This is a genomic window from Oerskovia enterophila, assembly GCF_044748475.1.
GTDB lineage: Bacteria > Actinomycetota > Actinomycetes > Actinomycetales > Cellulomonadaceae > Oerskovia > Oerskovia enterophila.
Genome location: NZ_JBIVFZ010000006.1, coordinates 177,542 through 200,792 on the forward strand (window position 1 = coordinate 177,542; position 23,251 = coordinate 200,792).

Annotated in this window: 33 protein-coding genes and 1 tRNA gene; all 34 read left to right on the forward strand. The window is 64.3% G+C overall.

Annotated features, from left to right (window positions below):
* The 34 genes from ACIPWA_RS18250 to ACIPWA_RS18415 all read left to right on the forward strand — a co-directional run bounded on the left by ACIPWA_RS18250 (position 1) and on the right by ACIPWA_RS18415 (position 23,250).
* Positions 1-213: a hypothetical protein gene (locus ACIPWA_RS18250; protein ID WP_400291970.1), complete on the forward strand. Its 213-nt coding sequence runs from the start codon at positions 1-3 to the stop codon at positions 211-213.
* A gap of 186 nt (positions 214-399) precedes the next feature.
* A complete protein-coding gene (locus tag ACIPWA_RS18255) occupies positions 400-822 on the forward strand; it encodes a GIY-YIG nuclease family protein (RefSeq protein ID WP_400291971.1) in 423 nt (140 codons plus the stop codon).
* A 2-nt stretch (positions 823-824) separates the two neighbouring features.
* Positions 825-1,655 (forward strand): hypothetical protein, encoded by an 831-nt coding sequence (locus ACIPWA_RS18260; RefSeq protein WP_400291972.1) that lies wholly within the window; start codon positions 825-827, stop codon positions 1,653-1,655.
* On the forward strand, positions 1,652-2,911 hold the full coding sequence (locus ACIPWA_RS18265; RefSeq protein ID WP_400291973.1) for an AAA family ATPase: 1,260 nt from the start codon (positions 1,652-1,654) through the stop codon (positions 2,909-2,911). The genes ACIPWA_RS18260 and ACIPWA_RS18265 overlap by 4 nt, the downstream gene beginning before the upstream one ends.
* Positions 2,912-2,922: 11 nt before the next feature.
* Positions 2,923-3,468, forward strand: coding sequence for a hypothetical protein (locus ACIPWA_RS18270; protein ID WP_400291974.1), 546 nt, complete (start codon positions 2,923-2,925; stop codon positions 3,466-3,468).
* Complete coding sequence (locus ACIPWA_RS18275; RefSeq protein ID WP_400291975.1) at positions 3,461-3,763, forward strand: hypothetical protein; 303 nt, start codon at positions 3,461-3,463, stop codon at positions 3,761-3,763. Before ACIPWA_RS18270 ends, ACIPWA_RS18275 begins: the two co-directional genes overlap by 8 nt.
* Entirely contained in the window at positions 3,756-4,166 is a 411-nt protein-coding gene (locus ACIPWA_RS18280; protein ID WP_400291976.1) for a hypothetical protein, read from the forward strand. Before ACIPWA_RS18275 ends, ACIPWA_RS18280 begins: the two co-directional genes overlap by 8 nt.
* Positions 4,163-4,705: a hypothetical protein gene (locus ACIPWA_RS18285; protein WP_400291977.1), complete on the forward strand. Its 543-nt coding sequence runs from the start codon at positions 4,163-4,165 to the stop codon at positions 4,703-4,705. The genes ACIPWA_RS18280 and ACIPWA_RS18285 overlap by 4 nt, the downstream gene beginning before the upstream one ends.
* The gene (locus ACIPWA_RS18290) at positions 4,702-4,995 is read left to right on the forward strand and encodes a hypothetical protein (protein ID WP_400291978.1); all 294 of its coding nucleotides are present in this window, start codon (positions 4,702-4,704) and stop codon (positions 4,993-4,995) included. The genes ACIPWA_RS18285 and ACIPWA_RS18290 overlap by 4 nt, the downstream gene beginning before the upstream one ends.
* A complete protein-coding gene (locus ACIPWA_RS18295) occupies positions 4,992-5,195 on the forward strand; it encodes a hypothetical protein (protein WP_400291979.1) in 204 nt (67 codons plus the stop codon). Before ACIPWA_RS18290 ends, ACIPWA_RS18295 begins: the two co-directional genes overlap by 4 nt.
* Complete coding sequence (locus tag ACIPWA_RS18300) at positions 5,192-5,743, forward strand: hypothetical protein (RefSeq protein ID WP_400291980.1); 552 nt, start codon at positions 5,192-5,194, stop codon at positions 5,741-5,743. Before ACIPWA_RS18295 ends, ACIPWA_RS18300 begins: the two co-directional genes overlap by 4 nt.
* 10 nt (positions 5,744-5,753) lie before the next feature.
* Positions 5,754-5,918 (forward strand): hypothetical protein, encoded by a 165-nt coding sequence (locus tag ACIPWA_RS18305; RefSeq protein ID WP_400291981.1) that lies wholly within the window; start codon positions 5,754-5,756, stop codon positions 5,916-5,918.
* A 475-nt stretch (positions 5,919-6,393) separates the two neighbouring features.
* Positions 6,394-6,464: transfer RNA gene (locus ACIPWA_RS18310), tRNA-OTHER, on the forward strand.
* 136 nt (positions 6,465-6,600) lie between these two features.
* The gene (locus tag ACIPWA_RS18315; protein ID WP_400291982.1) at positions 6,601-6,831 is read left to right on the forward strand and encodes an HNH endonuclease; all 231 of its coding nucleotides are present in this window, start codon (positions 6,601-6,603) and stop codon (positions 6,829-6,831) included.
* Positions 6,832-6,983: 152 nt separating this feature from the next.
* The gene (locus tag ACIPWA_RS18320) at positions 6,984-7,229 is read left to right on the forward strand and encodes a hypothetical protein (RefSeq protein WP_400291983.1); all 246 of its coding nucleotides are present in this window, start codon (positions 6,984-6,986) and stop codon (positions 7,227-7,229) included.
* Positions 7,213-8,673, forward strand: coding sequence for a terminase large subunit domain-containing protein (locus ACIPWA_RS18325; RefSeq protein WP_400291984.1), 1,461 nt, complete (start codon positions 7,213-7,215; stop codon positions 8,671-8,673). Before ACIPWA_RS18320 ends, ACIPWA_RS18325 begins: the two co-directional genes overlap by 17 nt.
* A 20-nt stretch (positions 8,674-8,693) precedes the next feature.
* Positions 8,694-10,124, forward strand: a complete 1,431-nt coding sequence (locus tag ACIPWA_RS18330; protein ID WP_400291985.1) for a phage portal protein — start codon at positions 8,694-8,696, stop codon at positions 10,122-10,124.
* 22 nt (positions 10,125-10,146) lie between these two features.
* Positions 10,147-10,782 (forward strand): VG15 protein, encoded by a 636-nt coding sequence (locus ACIPWA_RS18335; protein WP_400291987.1) that lies wholly within the window; start codon positions 10,147-10,149, stop codon positions 10,780-10,782.
* A gap of 92 nt (positions 10,783-10,874) precedes the next feature.
* Positions 10,875-11,363: a hypothetical protein gene (locus ACIPWA_RS18340; protein ID WP_400291989.1), complete on the forward strand. Its 489-nt coding sequence runs from the start codon at positions 10,875-10,877 to the stop codon at positions 11,361-11,363.
* Between the two features lie 26 nt (positions 11,364-11,389).
* Positions 11,390-12,316 carry a phage major capsid protein gene (locus tag ACIPWA_RS18345; protein ID WP_400291991.1) on the forward strand — a complete coding sequence of 309 codons (927 nt, stop codon included), beginning with the start codon at positions 11,390-11,392 and terminating at the stop codon, positions 12,314-12,316.
* Positions 12,317-12,480: 164 nt separating this feature from the next.
* Entirely contained in the window at positions 12,481-12,912 is a 432-nt protein-coding gene (locus tag ACIPWA_RS18350; RefSeq protein WP_400291993.1) for a Gp19/Gp15/Gp42 family protein, read from the forward strand.
* On the forward strand, positions 12,909-13,250 hold the full coding sequence (locus ACIPWA_RS18355) for a hypothetical protein (protein ID WP_400291995.1): 342 nt from the start codon (positions 12,909-12,911) through the stop codon (positions 13,248-13,250). Before ACIPWA_RS18350 ends, ACIPWA_RS18355 begins: the two co-directional genes overlap by 4 nt.
* Before the next feature lie 249 nt (positions 13,251-13,499).
* A complete protein-coding gene (locus ACIPWA_RS18360) occupies positions 13,500-13,859 on the forward strand; it encodes a hypothetical protein (protein ID WP_400291997.1) in 360 nt (119 codons plus the stop codon).
* A 68-nt stretch (positions 13,860-13,927) separates the two neighbouring features.
* Positions 13,928-14,101 (forward strand): hypothetical protein, encoded by a 174-nt coding sequence (locus ACIPWA_RS18365; protein WP_400291998.1) that lies wholly within the window; start codon positions 13,928-13,930, stop codon positions 14,099-14,101.
* Position 14,102: 1 nt separating this feature from the next.
* Entirely contained in the window at positions 14,103-14,636 is a 534-nt protein-coding gene (locus ACIPWA_RS18370; protein ID WP_400292000.1) for a phage tail tube protein, read from the forward strand.
* A gap of 89 nt (positions 14,637-14,725) precedes the next feature.
* Positions 14,726-15,091: a hypothetical protein gene (locus tag ACIPWA_RS18375; RefSeq protein WP_400292002.1), complete on the forward strand. Its 366-nt coding sequence runs from the start codon at positions 14,726-14,728 to the stop codon at positions 15,089-15,091.
* Between the two features lie 2 nt (positions 15,092-15,093).
* Positions 15,094-15,486, forward strand: a complete 393-nt coding sequence (locus tag ACIPWA_RS18380) for a DUF5361 domain-containing protein (RefSeq protein WP_400292004.1) — start codon at positions 15,094-15,096, stop codon at positions 15,484-15,486.
* A 54-nt stretch (positions 15,487-15,540) separates the two neighbouring features.
* Positions 15,541-15,936 carry a hypothetical protein gene (locus ACIPWA_RS18385; protein ID WP_400292006.1) on the forward strand — a complete coding sequence of 132 codons (396 nt, stop codon included), beginning with the start codon at positions 15,541-15,543 and terminating at the stop codon, positions 15,934-15,936.
* Between the two features lie 73 nt (positions 15,937-16,009).
* A complete protein-coding gene (locus tag ACIPWA_RS18390) occupies positions 16,010-18,901 on the forward strand; it encodes a tape measure protein (RefSeq protein WP_400292008.1) in 2,892 nt (963 codons plus the stop codon).
* A complete protein-coding gene (locus tag ACIPWA_RS18395; RefSeq protein WP_400292010.1) occupies positions 18,898-19,830 on the forward strand; it encodes a phage tail family protein in 933 nt (310 codons plus the stop codon). Before ACIPWA_RS18390 ends, ACIPWA_RS18395 begins: the two co-directional genes overlap by 4 nt.
* A complete protein-coding gene (locus ACIPWA_RS18400) occupies positions 19,830-20,981 on the forward strand; it encodes a Gp37-like protein (protein WP_400292012.1) in 1,152 nt (383 codons plus the stop codon). The genes ACIPWA_RS18395 and ACIPWA_RS18400 overlap by 1 nt, the downstream gene beginning before the upstream one ends.
* Before the next feature lie 324 nt (positions 20,982-21,305).
* Positions 21,306-22,007, forward strand: a complete 702-nt coding sequence (locus ACIPWA_RS18405; RefSeq protein WP_400292014.1) for a hypothetical protein — start codon at positions 21,306-21,308, stop codon at positions 22,005-22,007.
* Positions 22,008-22,036: 29 nt separating this feature from the next.
* Complete coding sequence (locus ACIPWA_RS18410; RefSeq protein ID WP_400292016.1) at positions 22,037-22,294, forward strand: hypothetical protein; 258 nt, start codon at positions 22,037-22,039, stop codon at positions 22,292-22,294.
* On the forward strand, positions 22,294-23,250 hold the full coding sequence (locus ACIPWA_RS18415; RefSeq protein WP_400292018.1) for a M15 family metallopeptidase: 957 nt from the start codon (positions 22,294-22,296) through the stop codon (positions 23,248-23,250). Before ACIPWA_RS18410 ends, ACIPWA_RS18415 begins: the two co-directional genes overlap by 1 nt.
* Position 23,251 lies beyond the last annotated feature (1 nt).

The window sequence follows — 23,251 nt, forward strand, 5'->3', positions numbered from 1 at the left end:
GTGTGCCCCGACTGCACCGCCCAGTACATGGCCTGGCTCGACTACAAAGCACCGATCGGCCGATGGCTCCACTACTCCCCCTCGCACGAGACCAGGGCGCGCCTGAGCCGGGAGAACTACTCCGCCCTCGTCGCGGACCGGTACCAGCTCATCCGGGAGCAGACGACCGCGATCCGACGCCACTGCCACGACAACCACAAGGAGGCCGCCTGATGGCCGGCAAACACACCGGGCCGCGACGGGAACACCTCGAGCACCTCTCGTGGCTGTTCGCGAACCACGGCGTGAGGGAACCCCTCGTCGGCCGCCACCACCTCACGTGCGCGCCCGCGATCGTGCGCGCCCACTACCACCGGTGGAACGCATCCACTGAACGACAGCACACACAAAAGGAGCAGCATGCAAGCCCTCTACCGCTTCTATGACGACGGCGGCTCCCTCCTCTACGTCGGCATCACCTCCAACCCGGGAGCTCGGTTCGCCGCGCACGGCACCACCAAGTCCTGGTGGCCGCAAGTCCGCGGCATCTCCGTGGAGTGGTACGACACGCGACCCGAAGTCCTGGCGGCAGAGACCCGGGCCATCGCGCTCGAGGCCCCCATCTACAACATCCGACGCCCGCCCCTGCCCACCGGGGCATCGACCGCGACACGGTGCGGACACTGCACCCTGTGCCGCGACAACGCCGGCTGCGTCATGGCCGAAGACACCGCTGGCGACCTGGCCTGCGAGTGCGGCAACCCCACATGCCTCTACGTCCTGGCCTACGAGGCCGGGTCGCAAGTCGGATGGACGATCGCGAACCAGATCAGGAAGGAGTAGACGTGGCGAAGCCGAAGCGGATCCCCAGCACGTTCGTCCCCCTGGACGTGAACTACCTCCGCGACAGGGCCATCCGACAGGCCGGCCCGACCGCCGAACTGCTCTTCATCCGGTCGTTGGCATACGCGAAGGGCGCACAAACTGACGGGTTCGTGCCGGACTACGACCTCGAACTTGTCACCGTCGGGGTGCGCAACGGTGCCCGTCATGTCGCAGCTCTCATCCGCGAGGGCCTGTGGGACGAGAGCGAGGGCGGGTGGACGATCCGGTCCTGGTCCAAGTGGAACGGAACAAAGGCGCAGGTAGAAGAGGTGACGGACACCCTTTCAGCGGCTGGGCGCCTCGGACTGCACCGCCGCTGGCACGAGTCAAAAGGGGTAAACAACCCCGACTGTGAGTACTGCGCGGATAGCCAAGGCTATAGCCACCCTAATAGCCCCTCGATAGCAGAGAAGAGTAGAGAAGAAGAGAAGAGAGACTCTACGTCCGACGCTGACGCGACGGACGGCGGATCCTTCTCCGACGACGTCCACCGCCTCTGCGATCTCCTCGCCGAACTCATACGCGCCAACGGGCACAAGGTCGGCACAGTCGGCACCACATGGCACCAAGCATGCGACCGCCTCATCCGCCTCGACGGGTACACCCCGGAACAGATCGAGTGGATCGCTAGGTGGGCCACAACCGACGAGTTCTGGGCGGGGAACATCCGGTCCATGTCCACGCTGCGGGACAAGTTCTCCACCCTCAAGGCGCGCGCCCTCGCAGGACGCGACGCGGCCAAGCCCACGAAGCCCGCCGCGCTCGACGACGACCAATGGAGGTTCAGGTGACAACAACGGAGGAAGCGGAACGGTCAGTCATCGGGGCCGCCCTTCTCGACGCAGGGAGTTTGCGCCTTACGTCCGAGCACATCGACGCCAACGACTTCGGCGACAAGCGCCTCGGGCAGGTCTACGGGCTCCTTGCGCGTCTCCACGCGACCGGGGAGCCTATCGACCCAGTTACGGTCGCTGGTGCCGCCCGCACGCAGCGCATGTCATGGTGCGACGGCGTCATGCTCCACGACCTCTTGGCGTCCACCCCCACCGCATCGAATGCGGGCTACTACGCGAAGATCGTCCGCGAGGCCGCAATTCGGCGCCGGATGGAAGCTGCGGGGCTGAGGCTCATTCAGTTCTCCACCACGTCTGACCCGCTCGAGGAAGTCATGGGGCACGCCCGGGCCGAGTGGGAATCGATCCGCGGGTCCGCAGCCGGCACCCTGACCACGAAGCGCCTCGCCGAACTCCTCGAAGGCACCGACGAGTACGACTGGCTCATCCCCGGCCTCATCGAACGTCACGACCGGTGGGTCCTGACAGGCGGTGAAGGTGGAGGGAAGTCAACCCTGTTCCGGCAGGTCGCGATCCTCGCCGCAGCGGGCATTCACCCGTTCCTCCTGACCCCGATCACCCCCGTCAAGGTTCTCGTGGTCGACGTCGAGAACACCGAACGGCAATGGCGGCGCGAGGTCCGCACCACGGTCGCCAACGCCCGCCTGCAAGGCTCCGTCGACCCCGCCGAGACCATCAACATTCAGTGCATGGACGGCATGCCCGGTGGCCGCCTCGACCTCACCACGGAACGCGACCTAGGCGCCGTTCACCGCCTCATCGACCAGCACGAACCCGACATGCTCCTCATCGGCCCCCTGTACAAGCTCATCCCCCGCGCCATCACGTCAGACGACGACGCCGCACCCCTCATCACCAACCTCGACGCGCTCCGGGCACGCGGCGTCGCGCTCCTCATGGAAGCGCACGCCGGCCACGGCAAAACAGCCAGCGGCAACCGCGACCTACGCCCTCGAGGGTCTGCCGCGCTCATGGGTTGGCCCGAGTTCGGGCTGGGCCTCACCGCGGACCCGGAAGACACGTCCGGGTGCACATCCAAGCTCATTCCGTGGCGTGGCGGTCGCGATGGGGAGCGCGCCTTCCCTGACCGCCTGGTTCGTGCCGCGAAGGGTGAGCGGCAGGCATGGCCGTGGATGACCGAAGAGAACGCCCGAAGCCCATGGACGCCGCGGTATCCGGGCGATCCGACATGAGAGGAACCCTGATGACCAACGATGATCTGCGCACCGCCCTCACCAAGCTCGCGGACAAGTGGCTGAGCAACAAGGACCGACCGTCTGACTACCAGGACGGCGTCGCGGATGCGGCTTGCGCTATCCGTGCCCTGCTCGCCGCTCACCCGGCAGAGGTCGTGTCCGACACCCGACGCGAGGACGACGAGCTCGTGGAGGCCGTGGCCCGAGCGCTGCAAGAGCACGCCAACAGCCTTGCGCGCGACCTTGAGTGGGGAGAGGGCGTCCCCTTCGAGGACCTGGCCCCGCACATGCAGGACGCACGCAGAGGCCAGGCCCGCGCCGTCCTGGCCGTGCTCCCTGCCCCGCCCGTGGTGGGCGAGACGCTCGCCCTTGAGGAGGCCGCTGACGACATGGAAGCGGTGATCGCGCTGGGCGACGCTGCGGAGAGCACGGCCGTACCGGCTGGCACGACGGGCGTCGGCTCGGCAATCGGGGCACGCGATGCCCTGTACGAGGACCCGGTCGCTTGGCTTCGTGACCGTGCCGCCCGCCTGAGAGGAGAGTCCCGTGGCTGACGAGTACACGCCGACGACCGATCAGGTGCGCGAGGAGTACAGCATCACCGTGATCGACGGGACCGTGCTGCCCTCGCGCGCCAGAGCATTCGACCGGTGGCTGGCCGCGTATGAGGCGGAGGTGTTGGCTGCTGCTGGCCTGATCCCCACGAGCACCGAATGGGGCGTGCGGGGCAGGAAGCGCGTCGTCGTGGTTCGAGATCTCGAACACGCAAAGCGATTCGCGCCGTACGCACCTGAACAACCGATCTACTCCCGCGCTGTGACCGACTGGAAGGACGCAAGCGATGACTGACCCTCGCGCCTGGCTTGACCAAGTGGACGCACGCACCAACGCCGCCACAGACGGGCCATGGAAGGTCGACGGCCTAGACCGCGAGGGACAGTACGTCACACGCCCTCGTGACCTAGACGAGTGGCCCGAAGCGTCGATGTTCTTCGTGACATCGAAGGGGTCCATCGAGGAGGACGCCGAGTTCATCGCTCACGCGCGGACTGACCTGCCCGCCGCGACCGCCGCACTCCGCGCAGTACTCGACCTGGCTGACATGTGGGACTCGCGCGCAGACCACGACCTCGAAGCGCTCAAGGCGTTCCCCGTCGAAGTCCAGGACGCGCTCTACGGCCAGGCGTGGGACATGAAGCACAAGGCGACCTACATCCGCACCGCCATCACGACCGCTTTGGAGGACGCATGAGCACCGACGACCTGGTTCGACGCGCGAGGGAGTGGGCTACTGGTCCCATCGCTGCCAGAAGTTCCGAGTCCACGTTCACCCTCGTGTCCGAGCTGGCCGACGAGGTAGACCGACTACAGGCCGAGAACGACAGCCTGCACAGCGCCGCACTCGAAGGCATCAAGCTCATCGCCGGCCTGCGATACCAGGTCGAGAGCCGGACCGCCGAGCGTGACGAGTGGGCTGCACAGTGGCGCGGCGCGAACGACATGTTCGGCGCCATGCGAGACGTACGCGACGAACTACGGGCCGAGGTAGACCGACTGACCGCGCGGACCGCCACCCTGTCCGAGACCCGGCCCCGCCTCCTCGCCAAGTACCCACACGTCGGCTGCGAACAGGTGCGCGAGGAGGTCGAAGCCGAGAGGGATGCGGCACGGGCAGCACTCGAACGCGTGCGGCTCATCACGGACCGGGTGGCCGGCGTCGATAGCGAACTGGCACACCGCGCAACGGTCGTGCACCACCTACGCGTCGCCCTCGAAGGGGAGCCCTCATGACCCGCATCGACACCGTGGACCAGCTCGACGCACTACCCATCGGCAGCATCGTCCACTGGCCCGACACATCCCGCGCAGCCGCCGTGAAGCTCGATGCCGACACCTGGACGATCACCGGCTTCGAGAACGGATACGAGACCTACCGACTCCTCGGCGGCAACCCGCCTGCCCTGCTGTTCGTGCCGGGGCGTGACCTCGTGCAGGAAGCCCGGGCCGAGGGGTGGGACGAAGCCAACAACTACGTCGGGTCCGCTGTCCCCACCAACCCTTACCGAGACGAGGCCCCGTGAGCGTCGATCAGATCGTCGACCTCATCGCAAAGCACGGCTACCACAGCCCGACCAGCCACGGGCGCAGCATGGGCCTCTACTGCCGCTGCGGCAGGTACATGCCCGGCGGCCTGGTGCGCGGCGAGCACATCACCGATATCGACATGTGGCGACGGCACGTGAAGGCCGTCGTCAACCGAGCGCTCAAGGAGCCTGCGTGACTGGATCCGTGTACGACACCCGCGACCGACTCCGCGAACTCGCCGACACCTGGCCCCGCCTCGAGGCCGCGCTCGGGGGCTTGAAGGGCGTCATCTACGACGACATGCCCAAGCCCGCCAGCAAGGAACGACAGTTGCCCATCAACGCCGCAGTGAGTGACCTCATGGCCGAAATCCGCGACTGGGCAGCCTTCCTCGCCAGGACTGTCCACAGCGAGAGCGACGCCATCCTCGCCATCGACCCACAAGGCCGACTTCGAGGACTCGCAACCCACGCCGAGTGGCTGACCGCACACCCCGAGCTCGGCGACCACGTAGCCACCGAAGCCGCCGACTGGATCACCAAAGCCCAGAAGCAACTCAACCCCGGCCACCGCAAAGCCCGAATGCCCGGATGCCGCCAACCCGGCTGCAACGGCACCTACAGCGCCAACAACGGGCGCCTCGAATGCTCCACCGGCAACCCCTTGCACGCCGTCAACATCACCCGACCACCCACCATCAACGAAGCCGCACTCACCCGGCTACGGCAAGCCGCCACGCGATAGGATCACCGACATGCACCCCGCCTGGATCATCGTCCTCATCGAAGCAGCAATCCTCGTCGGCATCTGCTTCGCCGACGACCTCCTCGCCCGACCCTGGAACGCGATCCGAGACTTCATGGTCAAGTGGACCGGCCTCGAATGGCTCACGGCCAAGATCAATCACTATCAGCGCTAGACAAACCATCGCTCTTGACATAGAGTGATCTTTGATGGTTCTTCCATCCCAAGCCCCGCCGAGCACACCAGCTCGCCGGGGCTTTCTGCTTGCCCGTCCGGTGCATGCTCAAACCGCCCGCTCATACGATGCGACCGGGCAAGCCACTGCACCGGCACAAACACGGCCCCGTCACAGTAGCTTCGGTGAACGACCGGCCGTCATAACCATGCAACAACGCCACCGTGAAGAGTCGGTGCGGCCTGCGAGATCCTCTAGCCACGGCAGAAGATGGTCAGCCCGTTGTTGCATGGCCCCGTTCACACACGGCCCGCGTTCACCACACACGAACACGGGCCAAACATGAACACACCCGTTGGAACCACGGCGTACCCACCACGGTGAGGAAAACCCCCAACGGGCACACGCTTCCGGCACCCACGCGGTGAACCGGGCGGCACAACAGCCGCGGGACACCTCACCCACCAAAGAGGCAAGCCTCGTAGCTTAACCAAGGCAAAGCCGCCACTCGAGGGCGAGTTGCAGGTTCGAATCCTGCCGAGGCACAACAAGGGGAACACACCACATGGCAAGCAACCCACGCTCTGCCAACGGACACCGCCGCAGACAAGTACGCGCACGAGTACTCGCAGAAGAGACACACTGCGCACTATGCGGCAACCCAGTAGACAAGACACTCAGCATGCAGTCTGGTCAACACGGACCAAGATGCACCATACCCAACTGCCCAGGCTGCACACCGCACCCAATGCGGGCAGAGGTCGACGAGATCATCCCAGTAAGTCGCGGCGGATCACCATACGAACGATCCAACACGCAACTCACACACCGCATCTGCAACCAGCGCAAAAGCGACGGACGCAAGCCCAAAGCAAGTGACGTAACAGGAATGCCAGTCTCAACCGGGTGGTAACCACCAGAACGGACAAGGGCCCCCACCCCCCTCCCCCCACCGCAAAGGCGCCCCCTTAGGCATAGCGCCTATCTCTCTCCACGTTTTTCCACCGGGGGTGATCCGAGATGGCCTCTTCGCTTCGTGTTGTGGCTGCGGGTGAGCAGCCCCTGGTGAAGATGACGATCACTGAGGCTGCGGACGCTGGCGAGTTGCGTGCGCTGTTGGTTGCGATGCGGTCTCGGGTTGCTACTGCGGTGCAGAACCCGGAGACGCCGGCGCGTGATCTTGCTGCGTTGACGAAGCGGTTGATGGAGATCGCGCACGAGATTAAGGCGCTTGACGCTGAGGATGAAGAGGCGGGAGGCGGCGGATCTCATGGCAGCGTCGACACCAGCTTCGATGCCTCGGCTGTCTGAGGCTGCTCGTCACGTCGTTTTTCCGTCGGGGATTGTTGAGTCGGTTTGGCCTAGGGTTCAGCCGCGTCTTGCTGGTGTGGGGATTAGTTTTGATCCGTGGCAGCAGGGATTTTCGACGGTTGCGCTTGGTTTGGATGACCGCTGCAAGTATGCGGCGACGATCGGCGGGGTTGTTGCGACGATCCCGCGTCAGGTCGGGAAGACGTTCACGGTCGGTAGCTTGCTTATCGGGTTGGCGCTCGAGTTTCCCGGGTTGCGTGTAATTTGGACGTCGCACCACTTGTCGACGACGAAGAACACGTTGCAGTCCATGCAGGCGATGGTGATGCGGAAGGCCATGCGCCCGCACATCCGGAACGTGTACACGAACAACAACGATATGCGGATCGCGTTTAACAACGGGTCGGTAATCATGTTTGGTGCTCGTGAGCATGGGTTCGGTCGCGGCATGGACGCGATCGACGTTCTGGTGTTTGACGAGGCGCAGAAGCTGGGTTTGAAGGCGCTTGAGGACATGGTTCCGGCTGCGAACCAGGCGCGCAATCCGCACGGGGCGTTGGTGTTCTTTCTGGGGACTCCGCCGCGGCCGGAGGATGACGGTGAGGCGTTCACCGCGAAGCGTAGCCAGGCCCTCGAAGGTAACGCGGACGACGACATGGTGTACGTCGAGTTCTCGGCGGACCGTGGTGCGGATCCGATGGATCGCAAGCAGTGGCGTAAGGCGAACCCGTCCTACCCGCACAGGACCCCGACTGACTCGATGCTTCGCATGCGGAAGAACATTCCGGATGATGCGTCGTGGCTTCGTGAGGCAATGGGCGTCTGGGATGAAGAGGGCGACAACAGGGCTGTTACTGCGGCGCGTTGGGCCGAGCTTGAGGTTCCTGAGGCGCCTGAGGGTGTGCGGTCGTATGCGGTGGCGTTCTCGTTTGATGACTCGCGGGTCGCGGTTGCGGGTGCGCGGAAGCCTGTTGCCGGCCCGATCCACGTTGAGTTGATTGACGCTGTTGCGTCGTCGCGTGATGCGGGTGTCGCTCAGCTGGTTTGGTGGTTCTGCGATGACCCGTCGAATCCTGAGCGGTGGCGAAGTGCGGCGCAGATCGCGTTGTGTGGCCGCTCTGGGGCAACGGTCCTGTATCAGGCTTTGCGCGACGCGGGTGTTCCTGCTCGGGTGTTGAAGCTGGTGACGACGGAGGAGTACACGACTGCGTGTGCGATGACGTTGGATGCGGTTCGGGATGGGTCGCTGTCTCACCTTGCGGGGCAGGGGCCGTTGGACGCGTCCGTTACGACGGCTGAGAAGAAGGCTCGTGGGACGTCTGGCGCTTGGGGCTGGGCTGTTCCTGGGGGCGATGAGACGCCTGTGGAGGCCGTTTCGGTGGCCTTGTGGGCTGCGAGGACTAGTAAGCGTAAGCCGGGCCGTAGGGCCACCGTGTCGTTCTAACTGAAAATTGGGGGTGTCGCGTGAGCGGACTTATCGCTATCCCCCAGTTGGATCACTCGGATGCTGCTTTGCTTGATGAGCTGTTGAATAAGTGGGCGCAGAAGCGTACGCGGAACATGTTGCGGTCGGTGTATTACGACGGGAAGAACGCTCTTCAGGATCTGGGGATTTCGATTCCTCCTCAGTTGAAGAGTGTGGAGACCGTTCTGGGTTGGCCGGCGAAGGCTGTTGGTGCGCTGGCGGCTCGGTGCACGTTCGATGGGTTTGTGCTTCCGGGCTTGACTCAGGACCCGTTTGATCTTGCGGGCTTGTTCACGGATAACAACATGGATGTCGAGCTGCCGCAGGCGATTACGTCGTCTCTGATTCATTCGACGGCGTTTCTGACGATCACTCCTGGTGACACGTCGGTTGGTGAGCCTGAGGTGCTGTTGCTGGCGCGTTCGGCTCAGTTCGGGACTGGGATTTGGGATCGTCGCCGCAGGATGATGCGGGCGGCGTTGTCGATCGTGGATACGGACGAGACGGGCTTCCCGACCGAGTTGGTCATGTACCAGCCGGACAAGGTGTCGACGTTCACGCGCACGGCGGCCGGCAAGTGGGCGGTTGAGATCCAGGCGAACCGTCTGGGGCGTGTGTGGGTTGAGCCGTTGGTGTTCAAGCCTGAGCTTGACCGTCCGTTTGGTCACTCGCGGATCTCGCGTGCGGTCATGAGCATCACTGACTCTGGGGTGCGCACGATCTTGCGTTCGGAGGTGTCGGCGGAGTTCTTCAACACGCCGCAGCGGTACCTGCTGGGTGCTGAGGAGGGCGCGTTCTCGTCTGATGCGGCGCGGTGGAAGGCGATCATGGGTCGCTTCCTCGCGATCTCGAAGGATGAGGACGGAGACACCCCGACGGTTGGTCAGTTCGCTCAGCAGTCGATGCAGCCGCACATGGACCAGCTCAAGGGTTGGGCTGCGTTGTTCGCGGGCGAGACCGGTCTGCCGTTGTCGTCGCTGGGCATCGTGCAGGACAACCCGGCTTCCGCGGACGCGATCTACGCGGCGAAGGAAGACCTCGTCATTGAGGCGAACGCCGCGAACCGTGGTTGGGGTGCGTCGCTGCGTAGGGCGGCCACTACGGCGGTCATGTTGCGTGACGGTCTGACGGAGCCTCCCGAGGAGCTGCGGACGTTGCAGGCGAAGTGGCGTAACCCGGCGACGCCGTCTGTGGTGTCGGCTTCGGATGCGCTCGTGAAGCAGGTTTCGGCGATCCCGTGGCTTGCCGAGTCGGATGTCGCGCTCGAGGCGTTGGGTTACGACCAGGCCACGATTACGCGCCTGGTTGCGGACAAGCGGCGGGCGCAGGGTCGGGCGATGGTTGCTGGCTTGTCGGCCGCTGCCGGTGCTGCGACGGCTGGTGTTGCGGACACTGCGGAGGTTGGCGCGGATGGCGACGGATCTTCGTAGCACGAACGCGGACATTACTTCGTTGGCGCTGCGTGACCTCCGGTCGTTCTGGTCCTCCTTGGATCTGGGACGACCGGAGGCCGCGCGGGACGAACTGTTGCGCTTCACGCCGCTCCTCGTTGCGCAGTATGGCGAGATCGCGGCGACCGTCGCGGCCGACTGGTACGACGACCTGAGGTTCGAGGCTGACGTCCCGGGCCGCTTCGCGGCTGAGATGGCGGACGTTGCGAGCTCGGAGAGGGTGGCCGCCAGGGCTCGGTACGCGGCCGGGCACCTGTTCACGGAGAACCCTGAGGCGACTCTGGCGCTCCTTGATGGGGCGGTGCAGAAGTACGTGCTCGAACCATCGCGGAACACGATCGTGCGGAGCGTCGCACGGGATCCGAAGGCGACTGGTTGGGCGCGTCACACGCGAGCGGATGGGTGCGACTTCTGCCGGTTCTTGGCTCAGCGTGGCGCGGTCTACAAGGAGGCTACGGCCCGGTTCGCGTCGCACGACGACTGCAACTGCGCGTCGGCGCCGTCGTGGGATCCGGACGCACCCGAGGTGGACGTGAAGGCCTACGTGGCGTCGCGCCGCACCTCCACGATGTCGCCCGCTGAGCGTGATGAGCACAACGCGCGCGCACGCGACTGGATCAACGCATACATCACATGACTTCCCGCCGCACGGCGGGTTTTGCACGACCCACATTCACTGATCCGGTTGCCCGCACGGGCGCCCGGTGATCCCGCACGGGAGAGAAGAAGATGAGCGAAACGACCGAATCTGCCGCTACCGAGGCTGCCGCCGCAGAGGCTCCTGCACAGGAGACCGACTGGAAGGCGAAGTACGAGGAGACCGTCGCGGAGTCCCGTAAGTGGGAGTCGCGCGCGAAGGACAACAAGGGCGCTGCCGAGAAGTTGGCTGAGATTGAAGAGGCCAGCAAGTCGGAGGCGCAGAAGCTCGCCGAGCGTGCGGAGGCTGCGGAGAAGGCACTCGCTGACGCGAAGGCGGATTCGTTGCGCCTGTCCGTGATCGCGAAGCACAGCATCCCCGAGGAGTTCCACGAGTTCATCTCGGGGGCCACGGAGGAAGAGCTGGTCGCGAAGGCGGAGAAGGTTCAGAAGCTCATCGAGGCATCCACCACCCCGGCAACCCGGCACGTGGTGATCTCCGGCGAGGGCAAGTCCCCCGCCCTCGCATTGAACGGCGACGGCATCGAGCAGTCCCTGCGGACAGCGCTCGGCATCGCCTAACCCCTTAACTTTCCCGAGGAGGAACCGTGGCTATTACCGCCGCATCCAAGACCAGCGATTTCGCTGGGTTCCTGAAGCCCGACCAGGCTCAGGCGTACTTTGACCAGGCCCGTAAGTCTTCGAGCTTCATGCAGCTCGCCCGCCAGGTGCCGCTCGGCATCAACGGTGCTGAGGTGCCCGTCGTCACCAGCAAGGCCACGGCCGGCTGGGTCGCTGAGGGCGCGCAGAAGCCGGCGTCGAAGGGCGCCGTTGGCATCAAGACGATCACGCCGAAGAAGATCGCGGCTATCGCGGTCGTCTCTGCTGAGGTCGTCCGTGCTAACCCGGCGAACTACATGAGCCTCCTCCGTGAGGACATCGCGGAGGCGTTCGCGATCGCGTTCGACGCTGCGGCGTTCCACGGCACGAACACGCCGTTCGCGCAGTACATCGACCAGACCACGAAGACGGTCGAGCTCGGCACGACTGTGAAGGCGAATGGTGGCGTGTACGGCGACATCGTCGCTGGTCTGAAGCTGCTCGTGCAGGACGGCAAGAAGCTGAACGGGTTCGCATTCGACCGTGTCGTTGAGCCGACGTTCCTGTCGGCTGTCGACAACAACGGCCGGCCGCTGTTCGTTGAGACGCCGCTCGAGGACACCGCTTCGGTCGTGACTCCGGGTCGTCTGATCGGGCGTAACGCGTACATCGGCGATGGCCTGACCACGGCCGTTGTGCCGGGTACGCCGAACACGGGCGGCATCGTCGGGTATGGCGGTGACTGGTCGCAGGCTGTGTGGGGCACCGTCGGCGGCATCAGCTACGACGTGTCGACGCAGGCAACGGTGACGATCAACGGTGCTCTCACGTCTCTGTGGGAGAACAACCTGGTCGCGATCCGTGCTGAGGCTGAGTTCGGTCTGCTCATCAACGACGTTGCGTCGTTCGTCGAGTACACGGACCACACCGCCTGATGGCTGACTCCGTGAGGCTGACCGCTCCGGCCGGGACGCGCGTGACTGTCTCGGCCGATCAGGCGGAGGTGCTGAAGGCGCAGGGCTGGGTGGAGACCGACGCGGAGCCTGCGAAGCGCGGTCCTGGGCGGCCGCGCAAGTCCGAGTAGTGGAGAGGGGCCGTCATGGCTGCATTTGCTGAGGTCTCTGACCTCGAGGCCCGCTGGCGGCCCCTCTCAACCGCGGAGGACGCCACAGCGGAGGTTCTGCTGCTCGACGCGGCGACGATGATCCGGGCCGAGTGCCCGGATGTTGACGCTCGTCTCGAGGCGGCCCCTCCGACTCTCGACCCGAACATTCCGTTGATGATCTCGTGCGCGATGGTGAAGCGGGCCATGCTCGCTGGCACTGGTAGTGACGCTGTCTCGCAGACTTCCCAGACGGCGGGTCCGTTCTCTCAACAGGTCACGTACGCGAACCCGATGGGGAACTTGTACCTGACGAAGGCTGAGCGGAAGTTGCTTGGTTGCTCGCAGCAGAAGGCGTTCATGGTTGACATGGGGCCGTATGAGGAGCCGGGCGCGACGCCGTTGAACTGGTGGGAGCTGAACCTGTGAGCGCCTTCCCGACGCCGTACACGGTTGGTGTGCGGGCGTATGCGCCGACGACGGATGCGCACGGGATTGACCGTGACGAGTGGGCGGCCCCGGTGACGCAGGCGGTTCACGGGTACGCCCCGCCGGCGCCGTCGTCCGAGCCGTTTGAGGCAGGCCGTGACGCCGTTCTGTGGGATCTGGACCTGTACTGCCCGCCTGGTTTCGTGGTGGGGCCGCACGACCGGGTCGTTGTCGATGGTGTCGAGTACGACGTCGTCGGTGGCCTCGAGGACTTCACGCATGGGCCGTGGCAGTGGGCTGCGGGTCTGCGCGTGAGCTTGAAGCGGGTGGAGGGGTGACATGGCGGATCCTCGCGTGAAGATGAACCGGCGTGGGGCCCGAGCGGTCCTTCAGTCGGCCGAGGTGCAGGCGGATCTCCGTCGGCGTACTCGTGCGATTGCGTCAGCCGCTGGGCCGGGCATGGTTTCCGAGGTTGAGGTTGGCCCGAATCGTGCCCGTGGCGAGGTCCGTACGGCGACGTCGGCGGCGCGGAAGCGTGAGGCGGAGTCGAAGGCGTTGACGCGTGCGTTGGATGCGGGGCGGCTCTGATGGCGTTTCGTGATGCTGAGCTTGCGGTGATCGAGTATCTGCGCGGCGCGTTGACTGGCGTGACCGTCCTGTCGAAGGTTCCGAAGACTGTGCCGGCGAAGTTTGTGCGTGTGTGGCGTACGGGCGGTCCGGTGGGTGGTCGGGTTGTTGATCGGCCGCAACTTTCGGTGCAGGCGTGGGGTGCGGATTCTCGGGAGCTCGCCGAGGCCGTTCGTGTCTTGCTGATTGATGGGGCGAGGCGGTCGACGGCGGGTTTCTCGCGCGTGACTGTGGAGTCCCTGTACTACGACCCTGATCCGACGTCGGGTGTGGACCGGTATTCGTTGCTGGTGTTCCTGACGGTGCGGGCCTCCCGTTAAACAATCAAATATCCCTTTCCGCCCCTCACGGTGTCTGTCGTGTGGGGCTTTCTCTTTGAGGAGACCCCATGAGTAAGACCCGAACGGTTGTGACTGCTACGGCGCTCACGACGAAGGACGGCCGCAACCACAAGGTTGAGGCGACTGTCACTCTTCCGGACGTGGAGGCGCGCGATCTGATTCGTGCCGGCCTGGCACGCGAGGCAGCATCCCCCGCGACCGCAGAGAAGGGCGGCAACTGATATGGCCAAGGACCAGGACAACATTCGGATTTATGGTTCTGAGGACGACACCGTTTGGTTGGCGCCTCTGGGTACGACTCTCCCGACGGGCCTTGCTGCGCCTGGTGCTGGGTTTGAGGACGTGGGCTACCTGGGGGAGTCGGGTATCGACCTGACTCGTGACGACTCGGTGCAGCAGTTCCGTGCGCACCAGGGCGGGAAGGTCGTTCGGAAGAAGATCACGGAGTCGTCTACGTCGTTCGTGTTCCGGACGCTCGAGGACAACGAGACGACGGCGAAGCTCGCGGACAACGTGATTTCGTCTTCGACTGCGACGGGTGTGACGACGTCGGTTCTGTCGTCTGCGCGTGAGGTGCAGGCGTATGCGTGCGTGGTTGACAAGTTCGACGCTGGCATTCACGAGCGTCACGTCATTGCGCGTCTTGAGGTTGCGGGTGGCGGCACGGAGACGTGGTCGAACTCGGAGCTGACTGAGCGTGAGTTCACGGGTGAGGTTATCGGAAACTTCACGAAGATCGTCGGCCCTGCGGCCTGACTTATTCCAGCGGGCTGGGTGGTTTGGCGATGACTCGCCCGGCCCGCTGTTCACTTGTCATCGCCAACATACTTTGAGGAGTCATCGCCATGACTGAAGCAACTGACGTAGTGCCTGTGAAGAAGCCGAAGGTCAAGAAGCCTGCCGATCACAAGCCCAAGGCGGAGAAGCCGAAGGTTGAGAAGGTCGACGGCGGGCGGAAGGTCACACACCGCGGGATCGTCCTCACGGTCGAGGACGCGGCGTTCGACGACTTCGAGCTCCTGGACGACCTGCGGGCAGTCCAGGACGCGGAGGATGCCTCGCGTATGCCGTCGCTTCTGCGGCGCCTGGCCGGCGAGGACGGGTACCGCGCCGTGATGGCGGGCCTGCGTGACAAGAAGACCGGGCGTGTCTCGGTCATGGATGGTGCCACGTTCGTGCAGGAGCTGTTCGAGGCGATCTCCCCAAACTGACGATGCTCGTAGGCGCCTTGCATGAGCATGAGGGCGCGCTACGGGCATCGCTCCGAGCCGAGTACGGCATCGACCTGCGCAACCCGGGCATGAACATCCTGGACCTCGCGGACATGGTTGGCGGCCTGCCGCCTGGGTGCGCGCTCTGGCGTGCAGTGGGTGGCCCGATGGCCTACTCGGCGGAGGCGCAACTCTTGGTCGCTGTCGAGTACCGGCTGCACGTGTTGCAGTGGTTCAAGACGAAGGACGCGAGGACGGGCGCGAACGCTCCGAAGCCGATTGAGTTCCGTGCCTCGAGTGCCGCTCCGGACGACCGGAAGGTGCGTGCGAGGCGTGAGCAGCGCATGCGTCGCCGTCCGCGACCGGGCTCGGGCTCGGGCTCGGGTGAAGAATGACCGCCACACCTGTCCTAAACGCGACCCTGACCCTACCCTTCTGATATGGGACTCATGGGAAAGCTCAAGGAAGCTCAGGCCGCGGCCCGGGAGCACGTGCAGTACGACACGCGCTTTGGCGGGGTTTCGATGGCGAGCGGCAAGATCGCCTACGAGGGCACCGATCAGAAGGTGCATAAGCACTCTGTGGCTGGTGTCACGGCTGAGTATGAGGGCGGCTCGAATGCTGGGTCTCGTACGACGGTGACCCGTGTCGCCGCCGGCGCAGTCGTTGCCGGGCCCGTGGGTGCGATCGTGGGCGGGATGTTCAAGAAGGATCGCAACAAGGTTTACGTGACCTTGTACTTCCCTAGCGGGGAGTCGTTCACGCTGGTTGGACCGGCGAAGCAAGACGCCCAGGCGCGCGAGTTCGCGCGCAGAATCACCGCGGCAGGCGAGCGCTACATGTAGCGCTAACCTCCTCCCGCGTCCTTAAGGCCCCACAGGCACCTGTGGGGCCTTTCGCATGCCCGGGAGGAGCCTCATGGCCCAGGAGCTGGCTACCGCATACCTGTCCCTTGTTCCGTCGCTTAAGGGCGCGGGGAAGACCATTGGCAAGGAGCTCGGTTCGTCTGAGGTTCAGGGCGAGGTTGAGTCCGCCGGTCGCAAGTCTGGTGGCGGCTGGGTCAAGGGTATGGGGAAGGTCATCGGCGGGGCTGCCCTTGCGGGTATCGGCATCGCGGCGGGCCTGGCGATTAAGGGCGGCCTGGACCGTGCGTTGTCGGTGGAGAACGCTGAGGCGAAGCTGACTGGCCTGGGTCACTCGGCTGATGGTGTCGCCCGGATCATGGATGACGCGTTGAAGTCCGTGAAGGGCACCGCGTTTGGCATGGGCGAGGCGGCGACGACCGCTGCGGGTGCCGTGGCTGCTGGTGTGAAGCCGGGTGCTGACCTTGAGCGGACCCTGAAGCTGGTGGCGGACGCGGCGACGATCGCCGGTACCGACATGGGGTCGATGGGCGCGATCTTCAACAAGGTGGGTGCGTCGAACAAGATTCAGGGCGACGTGATCGCTCAGCTTGGCGATCAGGGCATCCCTATCTTGCAGTTCCTTGCCGCTGAGATGGGTGTGACGGCTGAGGCTGCGGCGGACATGGCGTCCAAGGGGCAGGTCGACTTCGACACGTTCCGTAACGCGATGGAGGCGGGTCTTGGCGGGGCGGCGCTTGCGTCTGGTGACACGACGCAGGGCGCGATGAAGAACATGATGGCGTCGCTGTCGCGGGCCGGGGAGTCGTTCCTTGGTGGCGTGTTCCCGATGTTCAAGGATGGCTTCTCTGGGATCACGGGCATGCTCGACGGGATTGGTCCGACTGCGGAGGCTGCTGGGCAGTTCCTCGGCGAGGCGTTGCAGAACGTGGGTCAGTTCATCGGCGACGAGCTCATCCCTCGCGTGAAGGAGCTCGCTACCTGGTTCAGCGACAACGTCCTTCCGGTGCTTCAGTCGCTCGGTTCGTTCCTGGTCGGCACGCTGATCCCGGCCCTAGTCGGCATGGGCACTTGGATCGTAAAGAACAAGGATTGGCTGATCGCGGTCGCGATTGCAGTCGGTGGGATTGTTCTTGGAATCCAGGCGTACATCAAGGTAATGGCGCTGTGGCGGTCGATCACTATTGCGGCGACGACGCTTCAGGCGGCGTTCAACGCGGTCCTGTCGGCGAACCCTATCGGTCTGATCATCCTTGCGATTGCCGCGCTGGTGGGTGCTCTGGTGTGGTTCTTCACGCAGACGGAGACGGGTAAGGCGATTGTTCAGGCTGCGTGGTCTGGGATTCAGTCGGCGATTTCTGCGGTCGCTTCGTGGTGGACTGGTACTGCGTGGCCTGCGATCAAGGCTGTGATCGACTGGTTTGGTGCAGCGTTCCAGGTTGCGGGCACGATCATTAGCACGGTGTGGTCTGGGATTCAGACTGCGATTGGTGCGGTGTGGGCGTGGATCCGCGATAACGTGTTCGCGAAGATTCGGTGGTGGATTGACGTTATCAAGATCGCGTTTGGCCTGTATCGGGACGCGATTGTGTCGGCGTGGAACACCGTGAAGGATGGTTTGGCGACTGGTTGGCAGTGGATCAGCACGAATGTGTTTGAGCCGTTGAAGGCTGGCGTGGCGTTGATCGGTGACGCGTTTGAGAATGTGAAGGACGCGATCGGTACGGCGTGGGATGCGTTGAAGGAGATTGCTGCTAAGCCGGTGAACTTCATTCTGGGGACCGTGTATAACGACGGGATCCGGGAGTGGTGGAACAAGATTTCGGGTGCTGTGGGTATGGATTCCCTGGCGCTTCCGAAGGCGAACCTGGTGAAGTTCCAATCGGGTGGTGTCATGCCGGGGTATACGCCTGGTCGTGATGTGCACGAGTTTTACTCGCCGACGGGTGGGCGTCTTGCCCTTTCTGGTGGTGAGGCGATCATGCGCCCGGAGTTTACGCGCGCGGTTGGTGGTCCTGCTGGTGTTGCTCGTTTGAACATGGCTGCCCGTAAGGGTCAGGCGTTCAAGGATGGTGGCGTGTGGGACTTCTTTGGTGACGCGTGGGACACGGTTAAGGGTGTCGGTAAGGGCATTTGGGATGCAGCTGGTATGGCGGTGGAGGTCGTCAAGGATCCGATCGGGGCCATTAAGAAGGCTGTTGTTGATGGGATCGTCACGCCGTTGATGTCGAAGGTTGGTGTTGACGGGGACTTCGTGAAGATCCTCACCCAGCTTCCTGTGAAGTGGGCTGGTGGTTTGGCTGACAAGGTCAAGTCGATGTTCGCGTCGCAGGAGTCGACGATGGCGAATGGTACGCCGGGTAGTGGTGTTGGTCTCGGGATGATGGGGCAGATGCTTCAGGCGATTCTTCCTGGCGCTCGGGTTACTTCGGGGTTCCGTTCTGGTGCGCGGACGGCTGGGTTTGGTGCTGTGTCTTTCCATGCTTTGGGGCGTGCGTTGGATATTGGTGCTGGTGGTGGCCGTTCGTTGTCTCAGATTTGGGATGTCATTAACGCCGCTTATGGGTCGCAGTCGCAGGAGCTGTTGTATACGCCGAAGGGCGCGAATCAGATTCTGCGTGGTGGTAAGCGTGGTGGCACGTCTGGTGTTACTGCGAAGAATCACTATGACCATGTGCACTGGGCGATGGCTAATGGTGGTGTGATTCCTGGCCTATATGACAATGGTGGGTGGATTCCGGATGGTGGGATGGCGCTCAACTTGTCGGGTCGCCCTGAGGCTGTTCTGGATCCTGAGGAGTCGGCCGCGTTGAAGAACGGGTTGCACAACCAGGGGCCGCTCGTCAACCAGATCATCGTGCGTGACGAGCAGTCAGCCGTTCGCGAGCTTGAGGCGATGAATCGGCGAGCGATTATCGCAGCAGGACTGAAGGGGGCGAGGCGTTGAACTACGTCGTCTATGCGGCGGCTCCGATTCCGGAGCCGCCCCTTCCCCCGGCCTTTGATGGCTTCCGTCACAGGTGGACTGGTTGGGACGGTACAAGTTTCGACTTGTCCGTCCCGACCGCTGGCGTTCAGCTCTTGCAGGACGGCATCACGGGTATGCACATGCCTGAGTTCGATCAGTACATGGATGAGCACGCGTCGGTGGATGGCGCCCGGTATCGGGGGTCTCGCACGCGGACCCGTAACCCGGAGTGGACGCTTGGCATCTTCGGGGACTCGTCGAAGGAATGGCGTGAGCGGGACAGGTCTTTGTGGCACTCGCTGCACCCGGACCATCCGGGCTTGTGGACGGTCAGCGACCCGGACGGCGTGTCGCGTTCGCTGACCTGTAGGTATCGATCAGCGCCCGAGGTTCCGTATGCGCGGGATCCGCTGAGGGCTGGGTGGGCTGTTCATCAAGTGACGCTCCTGGCGGTGAACCCGTACTGGGAGGGCGCGCCGATCCACTCCCCGATCTGGGGGAACGCGGAGACTCCGGTGAACTTCACCGGGCCGTCGGACAGTGCACCTGACTTCTACGTGTCGGGTGCTACGTCGATCGGGTCTGCGTCGATGACGAACCCTGGCGACGTGGACGCTCACGTCACGTACACGGCTAAGGGCACTGGGACTGGCTTGACGTCGGTCCGGATTCAAGCTGCGGGGGGCGACATGTTGTATGGCCCGATCGCGGCTGGTTCGACGCTGCGCATCATGACGGATCCGACGGCGCCGATCGCGACGCTTGACGGGGTAGATGTGTCTGGGGCGGTGAGTCCGTGGGATCCACGGCCGATCCCTGCTGGTGAGACGTCGCCTCTGTTGGTGACGTTGGTTGGTCAGGGCACGTTGCAGGCGTCGTTCACGCCCCGATACTTCCGGGCGTTCTGATGGCGGGCCTTCCGTTCGAGCTGACGGTGTTCGACAAGGCGTACGTGAACAAGGGGCCGCTGGGTGCGCCGAAGTCGCTCTCGGGTCAGGTCGTGAAGAACGCGATCGGGTCGCTCGAGTTCACGCTCCCGGCCGATCACCCGCGCATCCCGGCGCTGACGGCGTCGGGTGCGCGTGTCCTTGCGAACTACCGACCGCCCGGTCGTGATGAGCAGTTCTTGATCTCGGGCGCGGTCGAGCAGGTTGACGGTGGAGGGCCTCGTCACTCGCCGTGGCGGAAGTTCGCCGTGGAGGATGACTTCTCGGTCTTGACGGGCGAGGTGCAGTGTTGGCCGAATCCGACTGGGACGATCGCGCAGCAGGGTGATGACGAGGCGTACTTCACGGTCACGGGCCCGGCTGAGACGGTCCTGAAGGCGATCCTGGCGCCGAACGTGACGCGTCAGGGCACGGTGTTGACGATCCCCGCGACGGCCGGCCTGGGGGCGACGATCACGGGCAGCGTCCGGTTTCACACCGCGTTCGAGCGGCTGTTCCCGGCCGTGGAGCAGGCGGGCCTGGGCGTGCGGGTCCGGCAGGCGGGTGCGTCCCGGATCCTCGAGGTCTATGTCCCCGAGACGTACGACCGTGAGCTGACTCAGGAGTCCGGGATTGTGGTCTCGGGCGAGTACTCGGTATCGAGGCCGACGATCACGCGGGTGACGGCCCTTGCTGGTGGTGAGGGCACAGCCCGTGTCGTGCGGCAGAAGATCGATGCCGCGCGTGAGGCCGAGTGGGGTGTCGTAATGGCGGCGACCCGAGACGCGCGCGACGTGGCGTCTGACGACCCGAACCTTGAGGCGCTGCTCCTGGCGCGCATGGACGAGACCCTCGCGGAGGGCGCCTCGAAGGCGTCGCTGAAGTGTGAGCTCACGGAGACCGAGTCGTTTCGGTATGGGGTCACTTTTGCGCTGGGCGACAAGGTGACTATTCGCTTGGCGGACGCACCTCCGATTACGGATTACGTGCGGTCGGTCGACTTCTCTTGGTCGAAAGATGATGGCGTGAGGATAACGCCTCGCGTCGGCGAGTGGTCCGACGTTTCGAACGACCCCCTCATTGAACGCGTGGTTGAACTGACCCGCGCCGTGAGCAACCTGGAAAAGAGGTAGACCGTGGGCACGGTGGCGAATAGCAATTATGGGTTTAAGGGGACGGTGTCTTCGGCTGAGACGCCGCAGGTTCTCGGGAACGGGTCGCTGTACTCGATTGAGGGTGAGGATGACCTGAAGGTGTCTGCGGGCGGCACGGGTGACCGTGCCGTAACTGTTGCCGCTGGGCCGAATGGGGCGTGGGGTGACGGTGTCCTGTCGAAGTGGACGACTGGGGCGAACCTGAACTGTGCCGCGAACTCGACCGGGGCGACCAGGTGGGACACGGTCGTAGCCCGTCGCACGTGGACGCCGGCAGGTTCCCCGACCGGTACGACCACGCTGATGGTCCTCACCGGTGGGTCGTCGGCTGCAATCGCGGCCGGGCGCCTGACTGACCGCGGTGTGACGAGCTCGGATCAGCCGATCGCGTTGGTCCCGGTTCCGAACGGGTCCGCTGTCGTGGGTACGCCGATCGACCTGCGCTGCTGGACCGGTGAGGGCGGGGGCCTGGTCGCTGAGGATGTTGCCGCGTTGCAGTACCTCGGGTCGAAGGGCACCACGGTGCGGATCGGGCGCACCATGTACACGCGACTGGTGGACGGTACGGGCACTCTCTATTGGGATGACCAGTCGCCTGTTACGGGGACGGTCGCGTTGACGGCTGGGTATGGCACCTATTCGGCGGGGTATCCGACGAGTTTGCGCTGGCATCTGTCGGCGGGGGTTGTGACGTTGTCTGGTTTTGTTGGGCGGACGGGTGCTACGACGTCGGTTGCTGATGGGTCTGCGGCGCCGTCTGGTTCGTCGTCGGAGATTGTGTTGAGTGCGCCGATGCCTGAGGAGATTCGTCCTGGGTTTGCGTCGCGGCCGTTGGGGATTGTGGCGTCGTACTTGTCGAATTTTGCTACGACGGAGTTGTTGTTTAACTCGTCTGGTGCGTTGACGGTGCGGCATCGGCGTATTACGTCGACTGGTCCTTTGCCGATTACGCAGAATGCGTGGTGGGTTGCGTTGGATGGGGTGCAATGGCGGGCGGGGCAATGAGCCCGGGGCAGGACCCCCAGCCTCAGGTTGTGATAATCGACCAGACGAAGATCTACGATCTTGTGCTAAGCGTGAAAGACAAGGTGATGGCTGTCGACGCGAAGGTGGATTCCGTGGACGCGAAAGTCGATTCGCTTGTCGAGGGCAAGAAGGATCACGAGACGCGCCTACGTGTCCTGGAGCAGCGGAAGACTATTGCGCCGTGGCAGTTGTGGACTGCGGTTGGTAGCGGCGTAACGGTGTTCGGCGGTCTCGTTGCCGCACTTCGAGGATTGGGAGTCGGCTGATGGCGTACGCGAATGGTCAGATCCCAGCGGCGGCCCTGGTAAAGATCTCGTCTGGACACCTGCTGCGCGCCGACGCCGCTGCTGGGTTCGAAGCAATGAGCAAGGCGTTCCGTGCACGGTTCGGATACGCCCTCGGAGTGTCAGACGGCTACCGGCCCCTGACCGGTATCAGTACTTCGGCGTTCTCCTACCCTCACGCGTACTCGCAGGTGGGGATCTTCGAGAACCGGTACCCGTCACTGGTCTCACTGGGCGTGCCGGATCGTCGAGGCCCGTACAAGGGCAAGTACTGGTGGCGGCGTCCGGGCACGGCGGCTGCGGCTGTCCCTGGCACGTCGAATCACGGGTGGGGCGTTGCGCTTGACCTGGCGTCGAACGTGAACCGCCTGAACAGCGTGGAGAACCTTTGGGTTCGCGCGAACAGCACCCGCTTCGGCTGGGTGTGGCCGTCGTGGGCGCAGAAGTTCCCGTCGCTCGAGCCGTGGCACTACGAGTTCGTCGGGACCGTGAGCTTCCCCGTTGGGGGCGGCACGGGCTCTATTACGACTCCCACTATCCCTGGCGCTCCTGCGCCGATTACCCCGGAGGACGACATGTCAGCAGAAGCCGAACGGAAGATCGACGCGATCTATGCGGCGATCTTCGAGGGTGGTTCGTCCATGCCGGGCGGGCGGCCGATGAAGGACCAGAACGAGTTCAACTTCAAAGGCCTTCGGGCACTCATCGCCGACCTTCCGAAGGCCCCGACAGCGAAGGCTGTCGCGGACGAGGTGTGGACCCGGCAGGTGAGCCTCGCGAACGGGCAGAAGCTGACCGTGGGTGCCGCGCTTCAGGCCATCGCCCGGGGTGTTGGGGGTACCGACGCTAGCGCCATTGCGGACGCCATCGTGGCCTCTGCTGGAACCAAGCTTGCCCGCGAGATCCTCGATGGCCTCGCGGCCCGACTGAAGGACTGAT

Coding starts and splice junctions, on each gene's coding strand:
- ACIPWA_RS18285 (WP_400291977.1), top strand. CDS start 4,163: ATGAGCACCGACGACCTGGTTCGACGCGCGAGGGAGTGGGCTACTGGT.
- ACIPWA_RS18280 (WP_400291976.1), top strand. CDS start 3,756: ATGACTGACCCTCGCGCCTGGCTTGACCAAGTGGACGCACGCACCAAC.
- ACIPWA_RS18290 (WP_400291978.1), top strand. CDS start 4,702: ATGACCCGCATCGACACCGTGGACCAGCTCGACGCACTACCCATCGGC.
- ACIPWA_RS18270 (WP_400291974.1), top strand. CDS start 2,923: ATGACCAACGATGATCTGCGCACCGCCCTCACCAAGCTCGCGGACAAG.
- ACIPWA_RS18375 (WP_400292002.1), top strand. CDS start 14,726: ATGACTGAAGCAACTGACGTAGTGCCTGTGAAGAAGCCGAAGGTCAAG.
- ACIPWA_RS18385 (WP_400292006.1), top strand. CDS start 15,541: ATGGGAAAGCTCAAGGAAGCTCAGGCCGCGGCCCGGGAGCACGTGCAG.
- ACIPWA_RS18340 (WP_400291989.1), top strand. CDS start 10,875: ATGAGCGAAACGACCGAATCTGCCGCTACCGAGGCTGCCGCCGCAGAG.
- ACIPWA_RS18360 (WP_400291997.1), top strand. CDS start 13,500: ATGGCGTTTCGTGATGCTGAGCTTGCGGTGATCGAGTATCTGCGCGGC.
- ACIPWA_RS18370 (WP_400292000.1), top strand. CDS start 14,103: ATGGCCAAGGACCAGGACAACATTCGGATTTATGGTTCTGAGGACGAC.
- ACIPWA_RS18365 (WP_400291998.1), top strand. CDS start 13,928: ATGAGTAAGACCCGAACGGTTGTGACTGCTACGGCGCTCACGACGAAG.
- ACIPWA_RS18325 (WP_400291984.1), top strand. CDS start 7,213: ATGCCTCGGCTGTCTGAGGCTGCTCGTCACGTCGTTTTTCCGTCGGGG.
- ACIPWA_RS18350 (WP_400291993.1), top strand. CDS start 12,481: ATGGCTGCATTTGCTGAGGTCTCTGACCTCGAGGCCCGCTGGCGGCCC.
- ACIPWA_RS18390 (WP_400292008.1), top strand. CDS start 16,010: ATGGCCCAGGAGCTGGCTACCGCATACCTGTCCCTTGTTCCGTCGCTT.
- ACIPWA_RS18405 (WP_400292014.1), top strand. CDS start 21,306: ATGGTCCTCACCGGTGGGTCGTCGGCTGCAATCGCGGCCGGGCGCCTG.
- ACIPWA_RS18305 (WP_400291981.1), top strand. CDS start 5,754: ATGCACCCCGCCTGGATCATCGTCCTCATCGAAGCAGCAATCCTCGTC.
- ACIPWA_RS18315 (WP_400291982.1), top strand. CDS start 6,601: ATGCAGTCTGGTCAACACGGACCAAGATGCACCATACCCAACTGCCCA.
- ACIPWA_RS18415 (WP_400292018.1), top strand. CDS start 22,294: ATGGCGTACGCGAATGGTCAGATCCCAGCGGCGGCCCTGGTAAAGATC.
- ACIPWA_RS18255 (WP_400291971.1), top strand. CDS start 400: ATGCAAGCCCTCTACCGCTTCTATGACGACGGCGGCTCCCTCCTCTAC.
- ACIPWA_RS18380 (WP_400292004.1), top strand. CDS start 15,094: ATGCTCGTAGGCGCCTTGCATGAGCATGAGGGCGCGCTACGGGCATCG.
- ACIPWA_RS18400 (WP_400292012.1), top strand. CDS start 19,830: ATGGCGGGCCTTCCGTTCGAGCTGACGGTGTTCGACAAGGCGTACGTG.